Source organism: Streptomyces sp. NBC_00525 (genome assembly GCF_036346595.1).
Taxonomy (GTDB): domain Bacteria; phylum Actinomycetota; class Actinomycetes; order Streptomycetales; family Streptomycetaceae; genus Streptomyces.
Genome location: NZ_CP107834.1, coordinates 347,744 through 364,279, shown reverse-complemented (window position 1 = coordinate 364,279; position 16,536 = coordinate 347,744). Strand labels below are relative to the sequence as shown.

Here is a 16,536-nt window from a genome sequence, read left to right as displayed (position 1 = left end):
CGCCGTCCCGTCCGGCCCCATGGAGCGGACACCCGCCGCCCCGGACCGCTCCCGCCCCCGCGCCCTGCGCGACGGACTGCTGTGGACCGCCGGCGCCGTGCTGCTCGCCCTGTCCGTCGCGGTCGCCGTCACCATCGGGCCGGCCCGGATCTCCGTCCCCGACGTCTGGTCCGCCGTCGCCGCCCACCTCGGCATCGGCGAGCCCCGGCTCAGCCCGATCCGCGACGGCATCATCTGGAACCTGCGCATGCCCCGCACCCTGCTCGCCGCCGTCTGCGGCGCCGGGCTCGCCGTGTGCGGAACCGTCATGCAGTCCCTGCTGCGCAACCCGCTGGCCGACCCCTTCGTCCTCGGCGTCTCCTCCGGGGCGTCCACCGGAGCGGTCCTGGTCGTCGTGCTCGGCGTCGGCGGGGGAGCGGTGTCGCTGCCGGCCGGGGCGTTCGTCGGGGCGCTCTGCTCCTTCGCCCTGGTGATGCTGCTCAGCCACACCCTCGGCGGCTCCACCGACCGCGTCGTGCTCTCCGGGGTCGCCGCCATGCAGCTGTTCTCGGCGCTCACCTCCTTCGTCGTGATGACCGCCGCCGACGCCGAACAGACGAGGGGAGTGCTCTTCTGGCTCCTCGGCTCGCTCGGCGGGGCCGGCTGGAGCGACGTACGCATCTGTGCCGCCGTCCTCGCGGTGAGCCTGGCGGTCTGCCTCGGCCACGCCCGGACGCTGGACGCGTTCGCCTTCGGCCAGGACGCGGCCGCCGCCCTCGGCGTGAACGTCGCCCGCACCCGGACCGTCCTGCTCTGCGCCACCGCACTGCTCACCGCCGCCCTCGTCAGCGCGGCCGGCGCGATCGGCTTCGTCGGCCTGGTCCTGCCGCACGCGGCCCGTGCGCTCACCGGCTCCGGCCACCGCAGACTGCTGCCGGTCACCGCGCTCGCCGGGGCCGTCTTCCTGGTCTGGGCCGACACCCTCGCCCGGACCGTCCTCGACCCGCAGGAGGTTCCGGTGGGCGTCGTCACCGCGCTGATCGGGGTGCCCGCCTTCGTCCTCGTCCTCCACCGCACCAGGCGGGCGGCATGAGCGGGGCCATGGCCGGCGGGCTGCGGGCGGACCGGGTCGGCCGCGAGGCGGCGGGCCGGCTCCTGCTGGACGAAGTCACCCTCGCCCCCGCACCCGGCACCACCGTCGGCCTGATCGGCCCCAACGGCTCCGGCAAGTCCACGCTGCTGCGCATCCTGGCCGGAGTCCTCGCCCCGCACACGGGCGTCGTCACCCTGGACGGCGCACCCCTGGCCGCGACCGGCCGGCGCGCCGTGGCCCGGCGGGTCGCCGTCGTCGACCAGCACGCCGTCACGCAGGAGGAACTCAGCGTCCTGGACGTCGTACGCCTGGGCCGTATCCCGCACCGCCGCGCCTGGTCCGCCCCCACCGGCGAGGACGCGGCTGCGGTGGACGAGGCGCTGGAACGCACCGGCCTCACCGACCGGCGCGACCAGTCCTGGCACACCCTCTCCGGCGGGGAGCGCCAGCGCGTCCAGATCGCCCGCGCACTGGCCCAGCGCCCCCGCGAACTCCTGCTGGACGAACCCACCAACCATCTGGACATCCAGCACCAGCTGGAACTGCTGTCGCTGGTCACCTCGCTGCCGCTGACCGCCGTCATCGCCCTGCACGACCTCAATCTGGCCGCCATGTTCTGCGACCGGATCGTGGTCCTGGACCGGGGGCGCGCGGTCGCGGCGGGCAGCCCCGCGCAGGTGATCACCGAGGAGCTGATCCGGGACGTCTACCGGGTGCGGTCCGTCGTCACCCCGGACGGGCCGGGCGGCCGGCCCTCGGTGCGCTTCCTGCCCTGACCGCCCGCACCGGTCCCGGCGCACGGGAGGGCGGACCCGTCCCGCGGGTCCGCCCTCGATCGTCGTGCGCCGCGTCGGCCGGGCCGGCGCCGGTCAGCGCCGGCGTCCACGGCCGAACTCGCCGCCCGTGTCCTTTCCGCCCATGTCCGGGCCGCCCATGTCCTTGCCGCCCTTGGTGGTGCCGTCCGCGTAGTCGATCTGCTCCTTGCGCAGTTCGGCGGAGACCTCCTTCTGCTCCGTCACCTTCTGGGTTTCCATCCGCACGCGCTCGACCGGGACCGTCTCCTTGCGCATCGTGGCGCGCTCGGCGTGCAGGGTGACCTCCATGTCCTGCTCGGTGAGGTCCCCGCGCACGGCCGTCCGGTCGTCCGGCCGCACCGGTTCGCGGACCACGCGTACCTCCTCGTGCGAGACCGGCACGGTGCGCGTGACGTTCTCGGTGACGACGTACTTGTGGAGCCGGGCCCTGCCGCTCTCGTACTCCTCGGTGCCGATGTGCAGCTGCTCCTCGGAGCGGATCATCTCCTCCTTGCCGCCCGTTTCGGCGCCGGACCGCATGGCGCCCGCCCCGGCCCCGGCCAGCGGACGGCCCGCGCCCGTACCGGCGGTGTCGGTGTCGCGGTGCCTGCCGGTGCCGGCCGCACCCATGGCCCCGGCCCCGGCGCCGGCGCCCGCTCCGGCCGCGGCTCCGGTGCCCGCCGCGCCCATGGTGCCGGTGCCCGCGGTGGTCGGGGCGTTGGTCCCGGAGCCGTCGCCGAGATTGCCCCGGGTGTTCCGGGTCAGGCCGTAGTGCCGGTACAGCTCCTCCTCCTCGGACACGGACAGATGCGCGTCCGCGTCCACCCGGGGAGCTTCCTTGACCTGGTCCTTGCCGTGCGAGATGTGCAGGTCGGAGCCCACTCGACGGGCTCCGGCGAGAGGCACGAAACTCTCCTTCATGCCGAACAGGCCGGTCTTCACCGTGATCCAGTCCGGGCGGCCGGTGTTGTCGTCGACATACACCCGGCCCACGTTGCCGATCTTCTCGCCCTCGGTGTCGTACACCGTCAGGCCGTCGAGCTCTCCGGAATCCGTGAAACCGTCAGCGGCTCCCATGTCCGATTCCTCCTCGCCCGGGCGCGTCCTGTGGGTGGGTCCAGCAGAGAAGGCGCGTCCGGATTCCATCGCGCCTCACCCGGATGGACGCTGCAACCGCCCGGCCACCGGGGCCGGGGCGCGGTTTCCGCCCCACCCCCGCGCAGCCCCCGTGCCACGCGGATCGGGAGCACTTCCCCCGGTTACGCCAATCGGGTGAACGGGCTGGTTCGCGCGCACCGGGCGCGGGGCGCGGGGCGGCTCCCGTACGCCCCGGTCACGGCACATATGATCGGCGGGTCCGTGCCGACCGCCGTCCAGCCGCGCCACCGGGGGTGCCCCATCCGTTCCGTACCCGTCCGCCTTCCCCGGCAGCGCGGCGAACTCCTCGCCCGCCGGGAGGACGGCCGGGAACTGCACCACCTGGTGTGGCGGCTCGGACCGGGCTGGCGGGTGTGCGGCAGCGCGGTGCTGGGCGGCGGCATCGGCCTGCGCGACTGGATTCTCAACGCGCAGGTCCCCGGCGGTTACCCCCGCATGGACCCGGACCGCCATCTCGCCGAGATCGCCGCCGCAGCCCGGCTCACCGGCACCGGCGCCGGACTGATGACCGCCGCCGACGTCACCGCGTACACCGCCGCCGACGACGGCGGCGTCCACGCCACCGCCACCTGCGGTCTGGGCGTACGCGGCTGGGCCGCCGCCCCCGACGAGACCACCGGCGAACCGCCGCGCCCCGGCACCGTCAACATCGTGGTGACACTGCCCGTCGCCCTCACCGACGCCGCCCTGGTCAACGCCGTCGCCACCGCGACCGAGGCCAAGGTGCAGGCCCTCCTCGACGCCGGACTCGACTGCTCGGGCACCCCCACCGACGCCGTCTGCGTCGCCGCCCCCGCACCCGGACCGGACGGCACCGCCGAACCCTTCGCCGGGCCGCGCTCCCGCTGGGGCGCGCGACTCGCCCGCGCCGTACACGCCGCCGTGCTGGAGGGCGCGCTGCGGCAACCCTGAGAGCCGAAGCCGCCGTGCGCCGGGACCGGCGCGCGGCCGATGAAGGGAACCCCATGACCTCAGCAGTCCCCGCATCCCCGCAGCGGCCCGTCGTCGCCGTACTCGGCGCCGGGATCATGGGCGCGGCCATGGCCCGCAGCCTGCTGCGCGCCGGTCTGGAGGTCCGGGCCTGGAACCGTACGCGGGCCAAGGCCGCCCCCCTCGCCGAGGACGGCGCCACCGTCACCGCTACGGCGGCCGAGGCCGTGCGCGGCGCCCATGTCGTGCTCACGGCGCTCACCGACGCGACCGCCGTGGCCGCGGCGCTCACCGCCGCCTCCGAGGGGCTGCACCGGGGCCAGGTGCTGCTGCAGACGTCCACGGTCGGCCCGGACGGGGCCGTCGAACTGGCCCGGCGCGCCGCCGACCTCGGTCTCGTCCACGTCGACGCCCCGGTCGTCGGCACCAGGCAGCCCGCCGAGGAGGGCACGCTCACCGTCCTCGTCTCCGGACCCGCCGCCGCCGTCGAGGCCGCCGGGCCCGTGCTGGACGCCATCGGGCGGCGCACGGTCCGGGCCGGCGAGGAGCCGGGGGACGCCTCCCGGCTGAAGCTCGTGATCAACGCCTGGGTGATCAACATGGTGGGCGGCGTCGCCGAGTGCCTGAACCTCGCCGAGGGGCTGGGCGTGGACCCCGGCGCCTTCCTGGACGTGCTGGCGGGCGGACCGCTCGACACGGGCTATCTGCGGGCCAAGTCCGCCGCCGTCCTGGCCGGGGACCTCACCCCGAGCTTCGCCCTGTCCACGGCCCTCAAGGACACCCGGCTCATCCTGGACGCGGCCGCCGGCGCCGGTGTCCGGCTGGACCTGGCCGCCGCGTCGGCCGCCCGCTTCGAACGCGCGGAGGCGGACGGGCACGGCGAGGAGGACATGATCGCCACGTACTACGCGGGCCGGGCCCCTGGGCACGACGCCGGCTGACGGGCCCGCGTACGGCCGAAGACCGCCCCACCGGTACGGGGGAGCCCGGTGGGACGGCCGCGACCAGCGTGCCACAGGACGGCGCACCGCAGGGGCGCCCGGCTCATATACGGCTGTAGTTGAGTCGAAATCGACGGTACGGGAATAGCCCCGCGCCACCCGTCCTTGCCGCAGCTGTGGCGCCGGGCAGCCGGGCGCCCGGTACGGAACAGGGAGCAGGAGCACATGCCGAACGCGTACGTGATCACCCGTGACGGCGGCCCGGAGGAGGAGGGGTCCGTCCGTCCGGCCGCCGCGGCCGGGGCCGCCGCCCATCCGCTGGACGATCCGGTGGGCACCGCGCTGCGCGGGCCGCACGCGCACTTCGCCGAGCGCCGGGGCCGCGTCCTGCGCTATCCGCCCGAGGTGACCCCCTGGGTCGCCATGCCCCAGGACCCGGGGCCGGCCGACTGGGCCGACGCGGCGGCGCTCGCCGGGCCCGGCGCGATGGTCTGCGTCACCGCGTTCCGGGAGCTCCCGCCGCCGGACTGGGAGATCGTCTTCCACGCCGAGGGCGTCCAGCTCGTGGACGAGGGCGTGGCCGCCGAGCCGTTCCCGGACGCCGTCCGGCTGGGCCCCGCCGATGTGCCCGAGATGCTCGACCTGGTCGCCCGCACCCGGCCGGGCCCCTTCGAGCCCCGGACCGTCGAACTGGGGACCTACCTCGGCGTCCGCCGCGACGGGGTGCTCGTCGCCATGGCCGGTGAGCGGATGCGCCCGCCGGGCTGGAGCGAGATCAGCGCCGTCTGCACCGACGAGTCGGTGCGCGGCCGGGGCATCGGCGGCGGGCTCGTGCGCGCCGTGGCCCACGAGGTCCGCCGGCGCGGCGACATCCCGTTCCTGCACGCGGCCGCCGACAACACCGGCGCCGTCCGGCTCTACGAGTCGCTCGGGTTCGCGCTGCGCCGCCGTACCGCCTTCCTCGGCGCCCTGGTCCCCGGCGGGCCGGCCGTATGACGGGACCTTCGGCCGGGCCCCCGGGGCCGTAGGACTCGTGTGTTCCGGGGCGTTTCCGGGTCGAATGGAGGTGAGCGCCGGCATCCGGCCGGCAGATCCCGGAAGGAGAGGACCGTGACCTTCGGACTCCTGAGCCGGCCCGCGCCCCGTACGGCGCTCCCCGGCACCGAGACCGGGGAGGCCGCCGCACGCGCCCCCCGTATCGGCAACAGGGCACTGTCCGGCGGACTGGCCCTGCTCACCGCCGTGATCGTCGGCCTCGACGTCCTCGCCGGCGAGGACCTGCGTCTGGTGCCGCTGCTCGTCGTCGCCCCCGCCCTCGTGTCGGTCTTCGGGACGGTCGGCCAGACCGTGGCCGCCGGCGCCTGGGTCACCGGGGCGGCCGTCGTCACCCGCGCGGTGACCGGCGGGACCACCTGGGACATCGTCAGCAGCATCGTCTTCACCGTGTTCGCCTGCCTCCTCAGCGTCGGCGCCTGCGCCCTGCGCATCCGGCACGCCACGGAGATCGCCCGGCTGCGCTCGGCCGCCGTCGCGCTCCAGCGCCAGATCCTGCGCCCGCTGCCCATCCCCACCGACCAGCTCACCGCCCACGGCACCTACACGCCGATCGAGGAGGACCACCTGGTCGGCGGGGACATCTACGAGGTCGTCCAGTCGCCCTACGGCACCCGCGTGATCATCGGTGACGTCCAGGGCAAGGGCCTGCCCGCCATCGGCGTGGGCTTCGCCGTCCTCGGGGCATTCCGCGAGGCGGCCATCCGCGAACCCTCCCTCACCGGCCTCGTGGACCGCCTGGAGGACGCCGTCGCCCGGCAGAACGCCTTCGCCGCCGAGACCGGCGAGACGGAGCGCTTCGTCACCGCGCTGGTGCTCGGCTTCGACGGCGACGGCCGGGTGGAAGCGGTGAACTGCGGCCATCTGCCGCCCCGGCTGCTGCACGACGGGGTGGCCGTCCCGGTGCCGATCCGCCGGACCTCGGTACCGTTGGGTATGGCGGAACTCAGCAGCGAGGGCCGCAGCGCCGAACGGCTCGACTTCCCGCCCGGCGCCACGCTCCTGATGTTCACCGACGGCGTCACCGAGGCCCGCGACCCGGCCGGGAACTTCTACCCGCTGGACGCCCGGCTGAGCCGCTGGGCACGCCGGGACCCCCGCGAACTGCTCGACGCGCTCGAACGGGACCTGGAGAAGTTCTCCAGCGGGGTGCGGCGCGACGACGTCGCCGTACTGGCCCTGCGCCGCACCTCCGCCCCGGCCGCCCCGCAGATCCCCGCGCCGCACGAGGGGCACGAGGCGATGCGCGCCGCCGAGGTGTTCAGCGCGCCGTAGCCACGGGCGGCGGCCCACCCCACCGAACCCTGCATGTCCCGGCGAGACTTCTGTCGCGCCGGGACATTTTCGGGTGTACGGTGACAGACATGCAAGCGGAATCGAAGCTTCCGGAACGGCGGAGCCGCAAGGCCCGCCGGACCCGGGACGCACTGGCCCGAGCCGCGTTCGAGCTCGTCCTCGACCGCGGACTCCGGGAGGTCACGGTCGAGGAGATCGCCGAACGCGCCGACGTCGACCGCCGCACCTTCAGCCGGTACTTCGCGAGCAAGGAGGCCGCCGTCCTGGACTCGGTCCGGGGCGACGGCGACCGGATCAACGCGGCGCTGCGCGCCCGCCCGGCCGATGAGCCCCCGCTCACCGCGTACCGCCGGGCGGTCCTGGACTGGCTGGCCGACCCCGAAGCCCCGGCCTGGCACCGGCGGCCGCGGATCTACGAACTGCTGGTCCTCGCCGAACGGGAGCCGACCCTGTACGCCGCGTTCCACCACATCCGGGTGGACGCCCAGGCGGACTCGGTCGCCGTCGTCGCGGACCGGCTGGGCACCGACCCGCTCGTCGACCTGCGGCCCGCCGTCACGGTGGCCGCCGGAGCCGGCGCCCTGCTCGCCGCCCAGGCCGCCTGGGTCCGCGGCGACCGCCCCGACGAGCTGCCCCGGCTCGTCGAGCGCGCCTTCGACGCCCTGGCCGGCGAGCTGGTCACCCCGCCCCCGGCCCCGGCGCCGCACAGCACCACCCGCACCACCAGCACCACGGAAGGAATCGGCACCCCATGAGCACCACCACCCCCACCGACCAGGAGTTCGCCGGCCGCACCGCCCTTGTCACCGGAGGCGCCTCCGGCATCGGCCTGGCCCTCGCCCACCGGCTCGCCGGCTCGGGCGCCGCGGTCGTCGTCGCCGACTACGACGAGGCGAGCGCCCGCGAGGCCGCCGCCGCGCTGGAGAGCGCCGGCGCACGGGCCGCCGCCGTCGCCCTGGACGTCACCGACCCCGCCTCCGTCGAGGCGGGCATCCGGTTCGCCGTCGACACCTTCGGCGCACTGCACCTCGCGGTGAACAACGCCGGCATCGGCGGCCCCAGCCACCCGACCGGCGAGTACCCCGTCCAGGACTGGGACCGGGTCGTCGCCACCAACCTCAGCGGCGTCTTCTACTCGATGCGCTACGAGCTGCCCGCCATCGTCGCCGCGGGCGGCGGCGCGATCGTCAACATGTCCTCGATCCTGGGCACCAACGGCTTCGCCGGCTCGCCGGCCTACGTCGCCGCCAAGCACGGCGTCGTCGGCCTCACCAAGACCGCCGCCCTGGAGTACGCCGCCCACAACGTGCGGATCAACGCGGTGGGCCCCGGCTTCATCGACACCCCGCTGCTGCGCGACACGGACGCCCCGGCGCGCGAGCACCTGATCTCGCTGCACCCGGCGGGCCGCCTCGGCAGGGCGGAGGAGGTCGCGGAGCTGACCGCGTTCCTGCTCTCCGACCGCGCCTCGTTCGTCCACGGCAGCTACCACCTGGTCGACGGCGGCTACTCCGCCTCCTGACCGGCACGGCACACGGGGGGACCGGGGGATCGGGGGATTCGGGGGCCATCACGCAAGCACCGAGGTCGAGGAGGACCCCATGAAGGCAGTTCAGTACCGGGAGATAGGCGCCGCACCCGAGGTCGTCACCGTCCCGGACCCGGAACCGGGCCCCGGACAGGTGCTGATCGAGGTCACCGCGGCCGGCGTCTGCCACTCCGACATCGCCGTGATGAGCTGGCCCGCCGAGCAGTTCCCGTACCCGCTGCCGCTCACCCTCGGCCACGAGGGCGTCGGCACCGTGGCCGCGCTCGGCGACGGCGTCAGCGGCCTGGAGACCGGCCAGTCCGTCGCCGTCTACGGCCCCTGGGGCTGCGGCACCTGCGTCAAGTGCGCCGAGGGCAAGGAGAACTACTGCCTGCGCGCGGCGGAGCTGGGCATCAACCCGCCCGGCCTGGGCGCGCCCGGCGCCATGGCCGAATACATGATCGTGGACGACCCGCGCCACCTCGTGCCCATCGGCGACCTGGACCCGGTGCGCACCGTGCCGCTCACCGACGCCGGCCTCACCCCGTACCACGCCATCAAGCGCTCCCTGCCGAAGCTGGTGCCCGGCGCGACCGCCGTCGTCATCGGCACCGGGGGACTGGGGCACGTCGCCATCCAGCTGCTGCGCGCCCTGACGTCCGCACGGGTCGTCGCGCTCGACGTCACCGAGGACAAGCTCGCCCTCGCCCGCACGGTCGGCGCCCACGAGACCGTCCTGTCCGACGAGCACGCGGCGGCCCGCATCCGGGAACTGACCGGCGGCGTCGGCGCCGAGGTCGTGCTGGACTTCGTCGGCGCGCCCCCGACCGTCGCCACCGCCGGAGCCGCGGCCGCCATCGACTCGGACGTCACCATCGTCGGCATCGGCGGGGGCAGCCTCCCCGTCGGCTTCGGCGTCCTGCCGTTCAACACCACGGTCACCGCCCCGTACTGGGGCTCCCGCTCCGAACTGGCCGAGGTGCTCGCCCTCGCCCACGCCGGCGCGGTGGACGTCCACGTCGAGACGTACCCGCTGGAGGAGGCACCGCTCGCCTACGAGCGGCTGCACGCCGGCAAGGTCAACGGCCGGGCCGTCATCCTCCCGCAGAGCTGACCGGCACGGCGGGGCGGGCCGTCGCACGGCGCGACGGCCCGCCCCGCCCTCAGCCGCCCCCGCCCGTACCCGCCAGATGCGCGCGCAGCCGGTCCACGAACACCCGCTGCCCCTTCACCAGCAGCTCCGCCGCCTCGTCCGGCGTGCACCAGGCGAACCGGTCCACCTCCGGGAACTCCCGCAGCAACCCGGAGCCGCGCGGCCACTCCATCGTGAAGGTCCCCGGCACCGCCTCCGCCGGATCGACGTCGGCCTCCAGCGCCCACACGGTCACCGTCTTCCCGCCGGCCTGGCGCGCCTCGCCCAGCGCCACCCAGCCGCCCTCCGGCGGCGGACGCCCGAACTCCTCCCCGAACTCCCGCCGCGCCGCCGCCGCGGGCTCCTCCTCCGGCGGGTACTCACCCTTGGGCACCGACCACGCCGCCTCCTCGCGGTGCGCCCAGAACGGCCCGCCCATATGACCGATCAGCACTTCGAGCCCGCGCCCCGCACCCGTACGGAACAACAGCAGACCGGCACTGCGGCGGGTGTTCCCCGTGGCTGTCATACCTTTGAGTGTGCGCGGCGCCCGCCCGTACGCCCCCTCCCGCAGGCGAACAGGTGATCGGACTTGCTGTACATCGCGCTCCTCCGGGGACTGAACGTGCCGGGCCGCTCCGTCAAGATGGAACGGCTGCGCGAACTCTTCACCGAACTGGGCCTCGCCTCGGTGCGCAGCTACATCCAGAGCGGCAACGTCTTCTTCGAGTCCGGCGAGACGGACCGGCCCGCGCTCGCCGCCCGCATCGGCGACCACCTCGCCCGCGCCCTCGGCTACGACGTCGCCGTCTGCCTGCGCACGGTGCCGGAACTGGAGGCGCTGATCGCGCGCGACCCGTTCCAGGACGTCGAGGCCACCGACGACATCCGCCGCTGCGTCGTGTTCACCACCGAGCCCGTCGACCCGGACCTGGAGCTGCCGCTGCTCTCCCCGAAGAAGGACATGGAGATCATCGGCACCACCGCGTACGAGGCGTTCGTCGTCTGGCACCTGATCAACGGCCGGGCACCCGGCGCCAAGGGCTTCCAGGAGAGCGTCCTCGGCCACGACGCGACGACCCGCTTCTTCCACACGGTCGTGAAGATCCTCGCCGCCGCGAAGAAGGGCGCCGCCTGACCGGCGCACCCGTCCCGGAACGCGCCTTAAGGTCAGGCCCGGTCGATGTGCACGCTGGTCGACTTCACCCGCGCGGTCGCCTGCACCCCGACCTCAAGACCCAGCTCCTCGACGGCCTCGCGCGTCAGCAGCGACACCAGCCGGTGCGGCCCCGCCTGGATCTCCACCTGCGCGGCCACGTCGCCGAGCTTCACCGCGGTCACGATCCCCGCGAACGCGTTGCGCGCCGAGGTGTACGACACCTCCTCGTCGCCCGCGCCGTGCTGCGCGACCTCCACGGAGAACGCCGCCAGGTCGCGGCCGTCGATGAGGCGGCGGCCGCCCTCGTCGCGATGGGTCGCCACGCGCCCCGCGTCGGCCCAGCGCCGGGCGGTGTCCGGGCTGACGCCCAGCAGACGGGCCGCCTGTCCGATCGTGTAGGACTGCATGCGCCGTACCCTAACCGGCCCGTGCCCGCGCCCCGCCCGCACGGCCGGGTGGACCAGCCGGGATGAGGAATCACGGTGCGCGTCCTAGGGTGCCAACCATGGCAGACAGCGCGTCGGACCGGCGCTCCGCGGGGCGGGGCGGGGACCCCGGCCACGGCACGCCCGACCCGCGACGGTGGCGGGCGCTCGCCGTCTGCCTGGTCGCGGGGTTCATGACCCTGCTGGACGTCTCGATCGTGAACGTCGCGCTGCCCTCCATCAAGGAGGGGCTGCACACCTCGGAGTCCGACCTGCAATGGGTCCTGTCCGGTTACGCGCTGGCCTTCGGCCTGTTCCTGATCCCGGCCGGACGGCTCGGCGACGCACGCGGCCGGCGCGTCGTGTTCATGGCGGGGCTCGCCCTGTTCACCCTGTCGTCGGCGGCCTGCGGCGCCGCCCAGTCCAGTCTCTGGCTGGTCATCGCCCGGCTGGTCCAGGGACTGGCCGGCGGCATGGTCTCGCCGCAGATCTCCGCCCTCATCCAGCAGATGTTCCAGGGCCGCGAACGCGGTCGCGCCTTCGGCATGTTCGGCACCGTCGTCGGCATCTCCACGGCGGTCGGACCGCTCCTCGGCGGCCTGCTGATCCAGGCGGCGGGGGCCGACGAGGGCTGGCGGTGGGTGTTCTACGTCAACCTGCCGCTCGGCCTCGTCTGCCTCCTGCTGGCCCGCCGGCTGCTGCCCGACACCCCGCACGCCGGACCGGTGCGGCTGCGCCATCTCGACCCGGTGGGCGTCCTGCTGCTCGGCACCGGCGTGCTGGCCCTGCTGCTGCCCTTCGTCCAGTCCCGCCAGTGGCCGGGCGACGGCAAGTGGCTGCTGCTGCTCCTGGCGGCCGCGTTGCTCGCCGCCTTCGTCGGCTGGGAGTCCCGCTGCGGCCGCCGGGGCACCCAGCCGGTCGTCGACCTCGGCCTCTTCCGGGTCCGCTCCTACTGGCTGGGCTGCCTGCTCATCCTGCTGTACTTCGCGGGGTTCACCTCGATCTTCTTCATCACCACGCTCTACCTCCAGAGCGGCCTGCACTACACCGCGCTCCAGGCCGGCCTCGCCATCACCCCGTTCGCGGTGGGCTCCGCCGTCGCCGCGAGCCCCGGCGGCCGGCTCGTCGGCCGCTTCGGCCGCCCTCTCGTCGTCATCGGCCTGGTCGCCGTGGCCGTGGGACTCGGCGCCACCGCGCTCGCCGTCCACCTGGTGCCCGGCCGGGGCGTCGGCTGGGCGATGGCGGCCCCGCTGCTGTTCGCGGGACTCGGCAGCGGCCTGGTCATCGCCCCCAACCAGACGCTCACCCTCTCCGAGGTGCCGGTGGCCACCGCGGGCAGCGCCGGCGGCACCCTCCAGACCGGCCAGCGCGTCGGCTCGGCGATCGGCATCGCGGCCGTGGGCGCGGTGTTCTTCGCCCAGGTCGGCGGGGACGGCTGGTCCGACGCCTACGACCACGGGCTCGTCGTCTCCGTCGCCTTCGTCGTCGCCGCCCTGCTCGTTGCCCTCGCCGACGTGGGCGGCGGCCGCCGGGGCAGACGGCGCAGCGGGCCCTCCGCACCCTCCGCAGCCCCCTCGTGAAGGAGAACGCGATGAACGACTCCGCCGGAACCGACGGCAACAGCTCGTACGGGCACAAGCCCTTCAAGCGCTCCCGCAGCCACTTCGCGGACCGCGTCACCGCCGACGGGCGCGACGGCTGGCCCGTCGAAGCCGGCCGCTACCGGCTCGTCGTCAGCCGCGCCTGCCCGTGGGCCAGCCGCGCCCTGGTCTCCCGCAGGCTGCTCGGCCTGGAGGACGCGCTCTCGCTCGCCGTCGCCGACCCGCTCCAGGACGACCGCAGCTGGCGCTTCACACTGGACCCGGACGGCCGCGACCCGGTCCTCGGCATCCGCTACCTCAGCGAGGCGTACGACGCGCGCGAGCACGGCTATCCGGGCGGGGTCAGCGTCCCGGCGATCGTGGACGTGCCCACCGGCAGGCTCGTCACCAACGACTACCAGCAGATCACCCTGGACCTCGCCACCGAGTGGACCGCCCTGCACCGGCCAGGGGCGCCCGACCTCTACCCCGAGCCGCTGCGCGAGGAGATCGACGAGGTCATGGAGGGGATCTACCGGGACGTGAACAACGGGGTGTACCGGGCCGGTTTCGCGGACACCCAGGAGACCTACGAGGAGGCGTACGAGGCGCTCTTCCGCCGCCTGGACGAGACCTCGCGGCGGCTGGCGGACCAGCGGTACCTCGTCGGGGACACGATCACCGAGGCCGACATCCGCCTCTTCACCACCCTGGTCCGCTTCGACGCCGTCTACCACGGCCACTTCAAGTGCAACCGCCGCAAACTCTCCGAGGACCCGGTGCTCTGGGCGTACGTCAGGGACCTCTACCAGACACCCGGATTCGGGGACACGGTCGACTTCCACCACATCAAGCAGCACTACTACCGGGTGCACACCGGCATCAACCCCACCGGCATCGTGCCCGCAGGCCCCGACCTGTCCGGCTGGCTCACCCCGCACCACCGCGAACAGCTCGGCGGCCGCCCCTTCGGCGACGGCACCCCGCCCGGACCGCCCCCCGCCGGCGAACAGATCCCGCCCGGCGGCCGCCCCTAGACAAGGTTCCGGCCGGTGTGGGCAGGGTCCTGTCGAGTCGGCGCCCCTCACGAGATATCTTGATGTCAAGCAATGTTGCAGACGTGGAGCGGAGCACAGGGTGACTGACTCGACCATCATCTATACACACACCGACGAGGCCCCGGCCCTGGCGACCTATTCGTTCCTGCCCGTGATCCAGGCGTACGCCTCCAAGGCCGGGATCAACGTCGAGAGCCGGGACATCTCGCTCGCGGGCCGGATCATCGCGGGCTTCCCGGACCGCCTCCGGGAGGACCAGCGCATCGACGACGCGCTCGCCGAGCTCGGTGAGCTGGCCACCACGCCGGGCGCCAACATCATCAAGCTTCCGAACATCTCGGCCTCGATCCCGCAGCTCAAGGCCGCCATCGCCGAGCTCCAGGCCCAGGGCTACGACCTGCCGGACTACCCGGACGACCCGAAGAGCGACGAGGACAAGGACGTCCGCGCCCGTTACGACAAGGTCAAGGGCAGCGCCGTCAACCCGGTCCTGCGCGAGGGCAACTCCGACCGCCGCGCCCCCGCGTCGGTCAAGAACTACGCCAAGACCCACCCGCACCGCATGGGCGCCTGGACCGCCGACTCCAAGACCAACGTCGCCACCATGGGCGTCGACGACTTCCGGTCCACCGAGAAGTCCGCGGTCATCGCCGAGCCCGGCAGCCTGCGCATCGAGCTGGTCGGCGACGACGGCACCACCACCGTGCTGCGCGAGTCCGTACCGGTCCTCGCCGGCGAGGTCGTCGACGCCTCCGTCATGCGCGTCGCCGCCCTGCGCGAGTTCATCACCGCCCAGATCGCCCGCGCCAAGGCCGAGGGCGTGCTCTTCTCCGTGCACCTCAAGGCCACGATGATGAAGGTCTCCGACCCGATCATCTTCGGCCACGTCGTGCGCGCCTTCTTCCCGAAGACCTTCGCCGAGTACGGTGACGTGCTCGCCGCCGCCGGCCTGACCCCGAACGACGGTCTGGGCGGCATCCTCAAGGGCCTGGAGTCCCTGCCCGAGGGCGCGAAGATCAAGGAGTCCTTCGACGCCGAGCTGGCCGAGGGCCCCGCCCTCGCCATGGTCGACTCGGACAAGGGCATCACCAACCTGCACGTCCCGAGCGACGTCATCGTGGACGCCTCCATGCCGGCCATGATCCGCACCTCCGGCCACATGTGGGGCCCGGACGGCCAGGAGGCCGACACCATCGCCGTCCTCCCGGACAGCAGCTACGCCGGTGTCTACCAGGTCGTCATCGACGACTGCCGCGCCAACGGCGCCTTCGACCCGGCCACCATGGGCTCGGTGCCCAACGTCGGCCTCATGGCGCAGAAGGCCGAGGAGTACGGCAGCCACGACAAGACGTTCGAGATCCCCACCACGGGCACCGTCCGCGTCGTCGACGCCGCCGGCAACGCCGTGCTGGAGCAGACCGTCGGCGCCGGCGACATCTTCCGCATGTGCCAGGCCAAGGACCTCCCGATCCAGGACTGGGTCAAGCTCGCCGTCACCCGCGCCCGCGCCACCGGCGCCCCGGCCGTCTTCTGGCTCGACGAGGACCGCGCCCACGACGCGCAGCTCATCGCCAAGGTCAGGACGTACCTCGCCGACCACGACACCGACGGTCTGCAGATCGAGATCATGTCCCCGGTGAAGGCCACCGCCTTCTCGCTGGAGCGCATCCGCCGCGGCGAGGACACCATCTCGGTCACCGGCAACGTGCTCCGCGACTACCTCACCGACCTCTTCCCGATCCTGGAGCTCGGCACCAGCGCGAAGATGCTCTCGGTCGTCCCGCTGATGAACGGCGGCGGCCTCTTCGAGACGGGCGCCGGCGGCTCCGCGCCCAAGCACGTCCAGCAGCTGGTCAAGGAGGACTACCTGCGCTGGGACAGCCTGGGCGAGTTCTTCGCCCTCGCGGCCAGCTTCGAGCACCTGGCGCAGAGCACGGGCAACGCCCGCGCCCAGGTCCTCGCCGAGACGCTGGACCGGGCCACGGCCACGTTCCTCAACGAGGACAAGTCGCCCAGCCGCCGCCTCGGCGGCATCGACAACCGCGGCAGCCACTTCTACCTGTCCCTGTACTGGGCCCAGGAGCTGGCGCGGCAGACCGGCGACGCAGAGCTGGCCGACGCGTTCGCCCCGCTCGCCAAGACGCTGGCCGAGCAGGAGCGCACGATCGTCGACGAGCTGATCGCCGTCCAGGGCAAGCCGGCCGACATCGGCGGCTACTACCAGCCCGACCCGGCCAAGGCCGCGGCCGTCATGCGCCCCTCCGCGACGTTCAACCAGGCGATCGCGAGCCTCGCCTGACCCGATCGCGCACCCGACGCCCCGGCCCGGCTCCCGCCGCGCCGGGGCGTTCCCGCGTTCGTAACCCCCCTGACGGGTGAAATGTCGGGCCCCGGCGGGTGCCGGGGCGCG

16 protein-coding genes are annotated in these 16,536 nt (G+C 74.0%); 13 read left to right on the top strand and 3 right to left on the bottom strand.

Going from position 1 to position 16,536, the window contains the following annotated elements:
- The first annotated feature begins 19 nt into the window (after window positions 1-19).
- Both OG710_RS01565 and OG710_RS01560 read left to right on the top strand, forming a co-directional pair.
- Window positions 20-1,072: a FecCD family ABC transporter permease gene (locus tag OG710_RS01565; protein ID WP_330242128.1), complete on the top strand. Its 1,053-nt coding sequence runs from the start codon at window positions 20-22 to the stop codon at window positions 1,070-1,072.
- Window positions 1,069-1,848: an ABC transporter ATP-binding protein gene (locus OG710_RS01560; protein WP_330237732.1), complete on the top strand. Its 780-nt coding sequence runs from the start codon at window positions 1,069-1,071 to the stop codon at window positions 1,846-1,848. Before OG710_RS01565 ends, OG710_RS01560 begins: the two co-directional genes overlap by 4 nt.
- Window positions 1,849-1,941: 93 nt before the next feature.
- Here OG710_RS01560 and OG710_RS01555 read toward each other — a convergent pair whose 3' ends face one another.
- Window positions 1,942-2,943: a PRC and DUF2382 domain-containing protein gene (locus OG710_RS01555; protein WP_330237731.1), complete on the bottom strand. Its 1,002-nt coding sequence runs from the start codon at window positions 2,941-2,943 to the stop codon at window positions 1,942-1,944.
- A gap of 267 nt (window positions 2,944-3,210) precedes the next feature.
- Between OG710_RS01555 and OG710_RS01550 the strand changes: the two genes are divergently transcribed.
- The 7 genes from OG710_RS01550 (at window position 3,211) to OG710_RS01520 (ending at window position 9,886) form a co-directional block, all read left to right on the top strand.
- Complete coding sequence (locus tag OG710_RS01550; RefSeq protein ID WP_330242127.1) at window positions 3,211-3,936, top strand: adenosylcobinamide amidohydrolase; 726 nt, start codon at window positions 3,211-3,213, stop codon at window positions 3,934-3,936.
- A gap of 53 nt (window positions 3,937-3,989) precedes the next feature.
- A complete protein-coding gene (locus OG710_RS01545; RefSeq protein WP_330237730.1) occupies window positions 3,990-4,895 on the top strand; it encodes an NAD(P)-dependent oxidoreductase in 906 nt (301 codons plus the stop codon).
- A gap of 225 nt (window positions 4,896-5,120) precedes the next feature.
- Window positions 5,121-5,891 (top strand): GNAT family N-acetyltransferase, encoded by a 771-nt coding sequence (locus tag OG710_RS01540; RefSeq protein ID WP_330237729.1) that lies wholly within the window; start codon window positions 5,121-5,123, stop codon window positions 5,889-5,891.
- A gap of 114 nt (window positions 5,892-6,005) precedes the next feature.
- Window positions 6,006-7,223 carry a PP2C family protein-serine/threonine phosphatase gene (locus tag OG710_RS01535; protein WP_330237728.1) on the top strand — a complete coding sequence of 406 codons (1,218 nt, stop codon included), beginning with the start codon at window positions 6,006-6,008 and terminating at the stop codon, window positions 7,221-7,223.
- An 89-nt stretch (window positions 7,224-7,312) separates the two neighbouring features.
- Window positions 7,313-7,999 (top strand): TetR family transcriptional regulator, encoded by a 687-nt coding sequence (locus OG710_RS01530; protein WP_330237727.1) that lies wholly within the window; start codon window positions 7,313-7,315, stop codon window positions 7,997-7,999.
- Window positions 7,996-8,766, top strand: coding sequence for an SDR family NAD(P)-dependent oxidoreductase (locus OG710_RS01525; RefSeq protein WP_330237726.1), 771 nt, complete (start codon window positions 7,996-7,998; stop codon window positions 8,764-8,766). The genes OG710_RS01530 and OG710_RS01525 overlap by 4 nt, the downstream gene beginning before the upstream one ends.
- A gap of 79 nt (window positions 8,767-8,845) precedes the next feature.
- Window positions 8,846-9,886: an NAD(P)-dependent alcohol dehydrogenase gene (locus OG710_RS01520; protein ID WP_330237725.1), complete on the top strand. Its 1,041-nt coding sequence runs from the start codon at window positions 8,846-8,848 to the stop codon at window positions 9,884-9,886.
- A 49-nt stretch (window positions 9,887-9,935) separates the two neighbouring features.
- On the opposite strand, the gene OG710_RS01515 is transcribed toward OG710_RS01520, so the two are convergent.
- Window positions 9,936-10,433, bottom strand: a complete 498-nt coding sequence (locus tag OG710_RS01515) for an NUDIX domain-containing protein (protein ID WP_330237724.1) — start codon at window positions 10,431-10,433, stop codon at window positions 9,936-9,938.
- Window positions 10,434-10,496: 63 nt separating this feature from the next.
- Here OG710_RS01515 and OG710_RS01510 point away from each other — a divergent pair, with 63 nt between their 5' ends.
- Window positions 10,497-11,042, top strand: coding sequence for a DUF1697 domain-containing protein (locus tag OG710_RS01510; protein WP_111334878.1), 546 nt, complete (start codon window positions 10,497-10,499; stop codon window positions 11,040-11,042).
- A gap of 32 nt (window positions 11,043-11,074) precedes the next feature.
- Here the strand turns inward: OG710_RS01510 and OG710_RS01505 are convergent, their stop codons facing one another.
- Window positions 11,075-11,470: a TOBE domain-containing protein gene (locus OG710_RS01505; protein WP_111334880.1), complete on the bottom strand. Its 396-nt coding sequence runs from the start codon at window positions 11,468-11,470 to the stop codon at window positions 11,075-11,077.
- A 98-nt stretch (window positions 11,471-11,568) separates the two neighbouring features.
- Here OG710_RS01505 and OG710_RS01500 point away from each other — a divergent pair, with 98 nt between their 5' ends.
- The 3 genes from OG710_RS01500 (at window position 11,569) to OG710_RS01490 (ending at window position 16,425) form a co-directional block, all read left to right on the top strand.
- Window positions 11,569-13,068, top strand: a complete 1,500-nt coding sequence (locus OG710_RS01500; RefSeq protein ID WP_330237723.1) for an MFS transporter — start codon at window positions 11,569-11,571, stop codon at window positions 13,066-13,068.
- A gap of 11 nt (window positions 13,069-13,079) precedes the next feature.
- A complete protein-coding gene (locus OG710_RS01495; protein ID WP_330237722.1) occupies window positions 13,080-14,105 on the top strand; it encodes a glutathione S-transferase family protein in 1,026 nt (341 codons plus the stop codon).
- Between the two features lie 100 nt (window positions 14,106-14,205).
- Entirely contained in the window at window positions 14,206-16,425 is a 2,220-nt protein-coding gene (locus OG710_RS01490; protein ID WP_330237721.1) for an NADP-dependent isocitrate dehydrogenase, read from the top strand.
- Window positions 16,426-16,536: the final 111 nt, after the last annotated feature.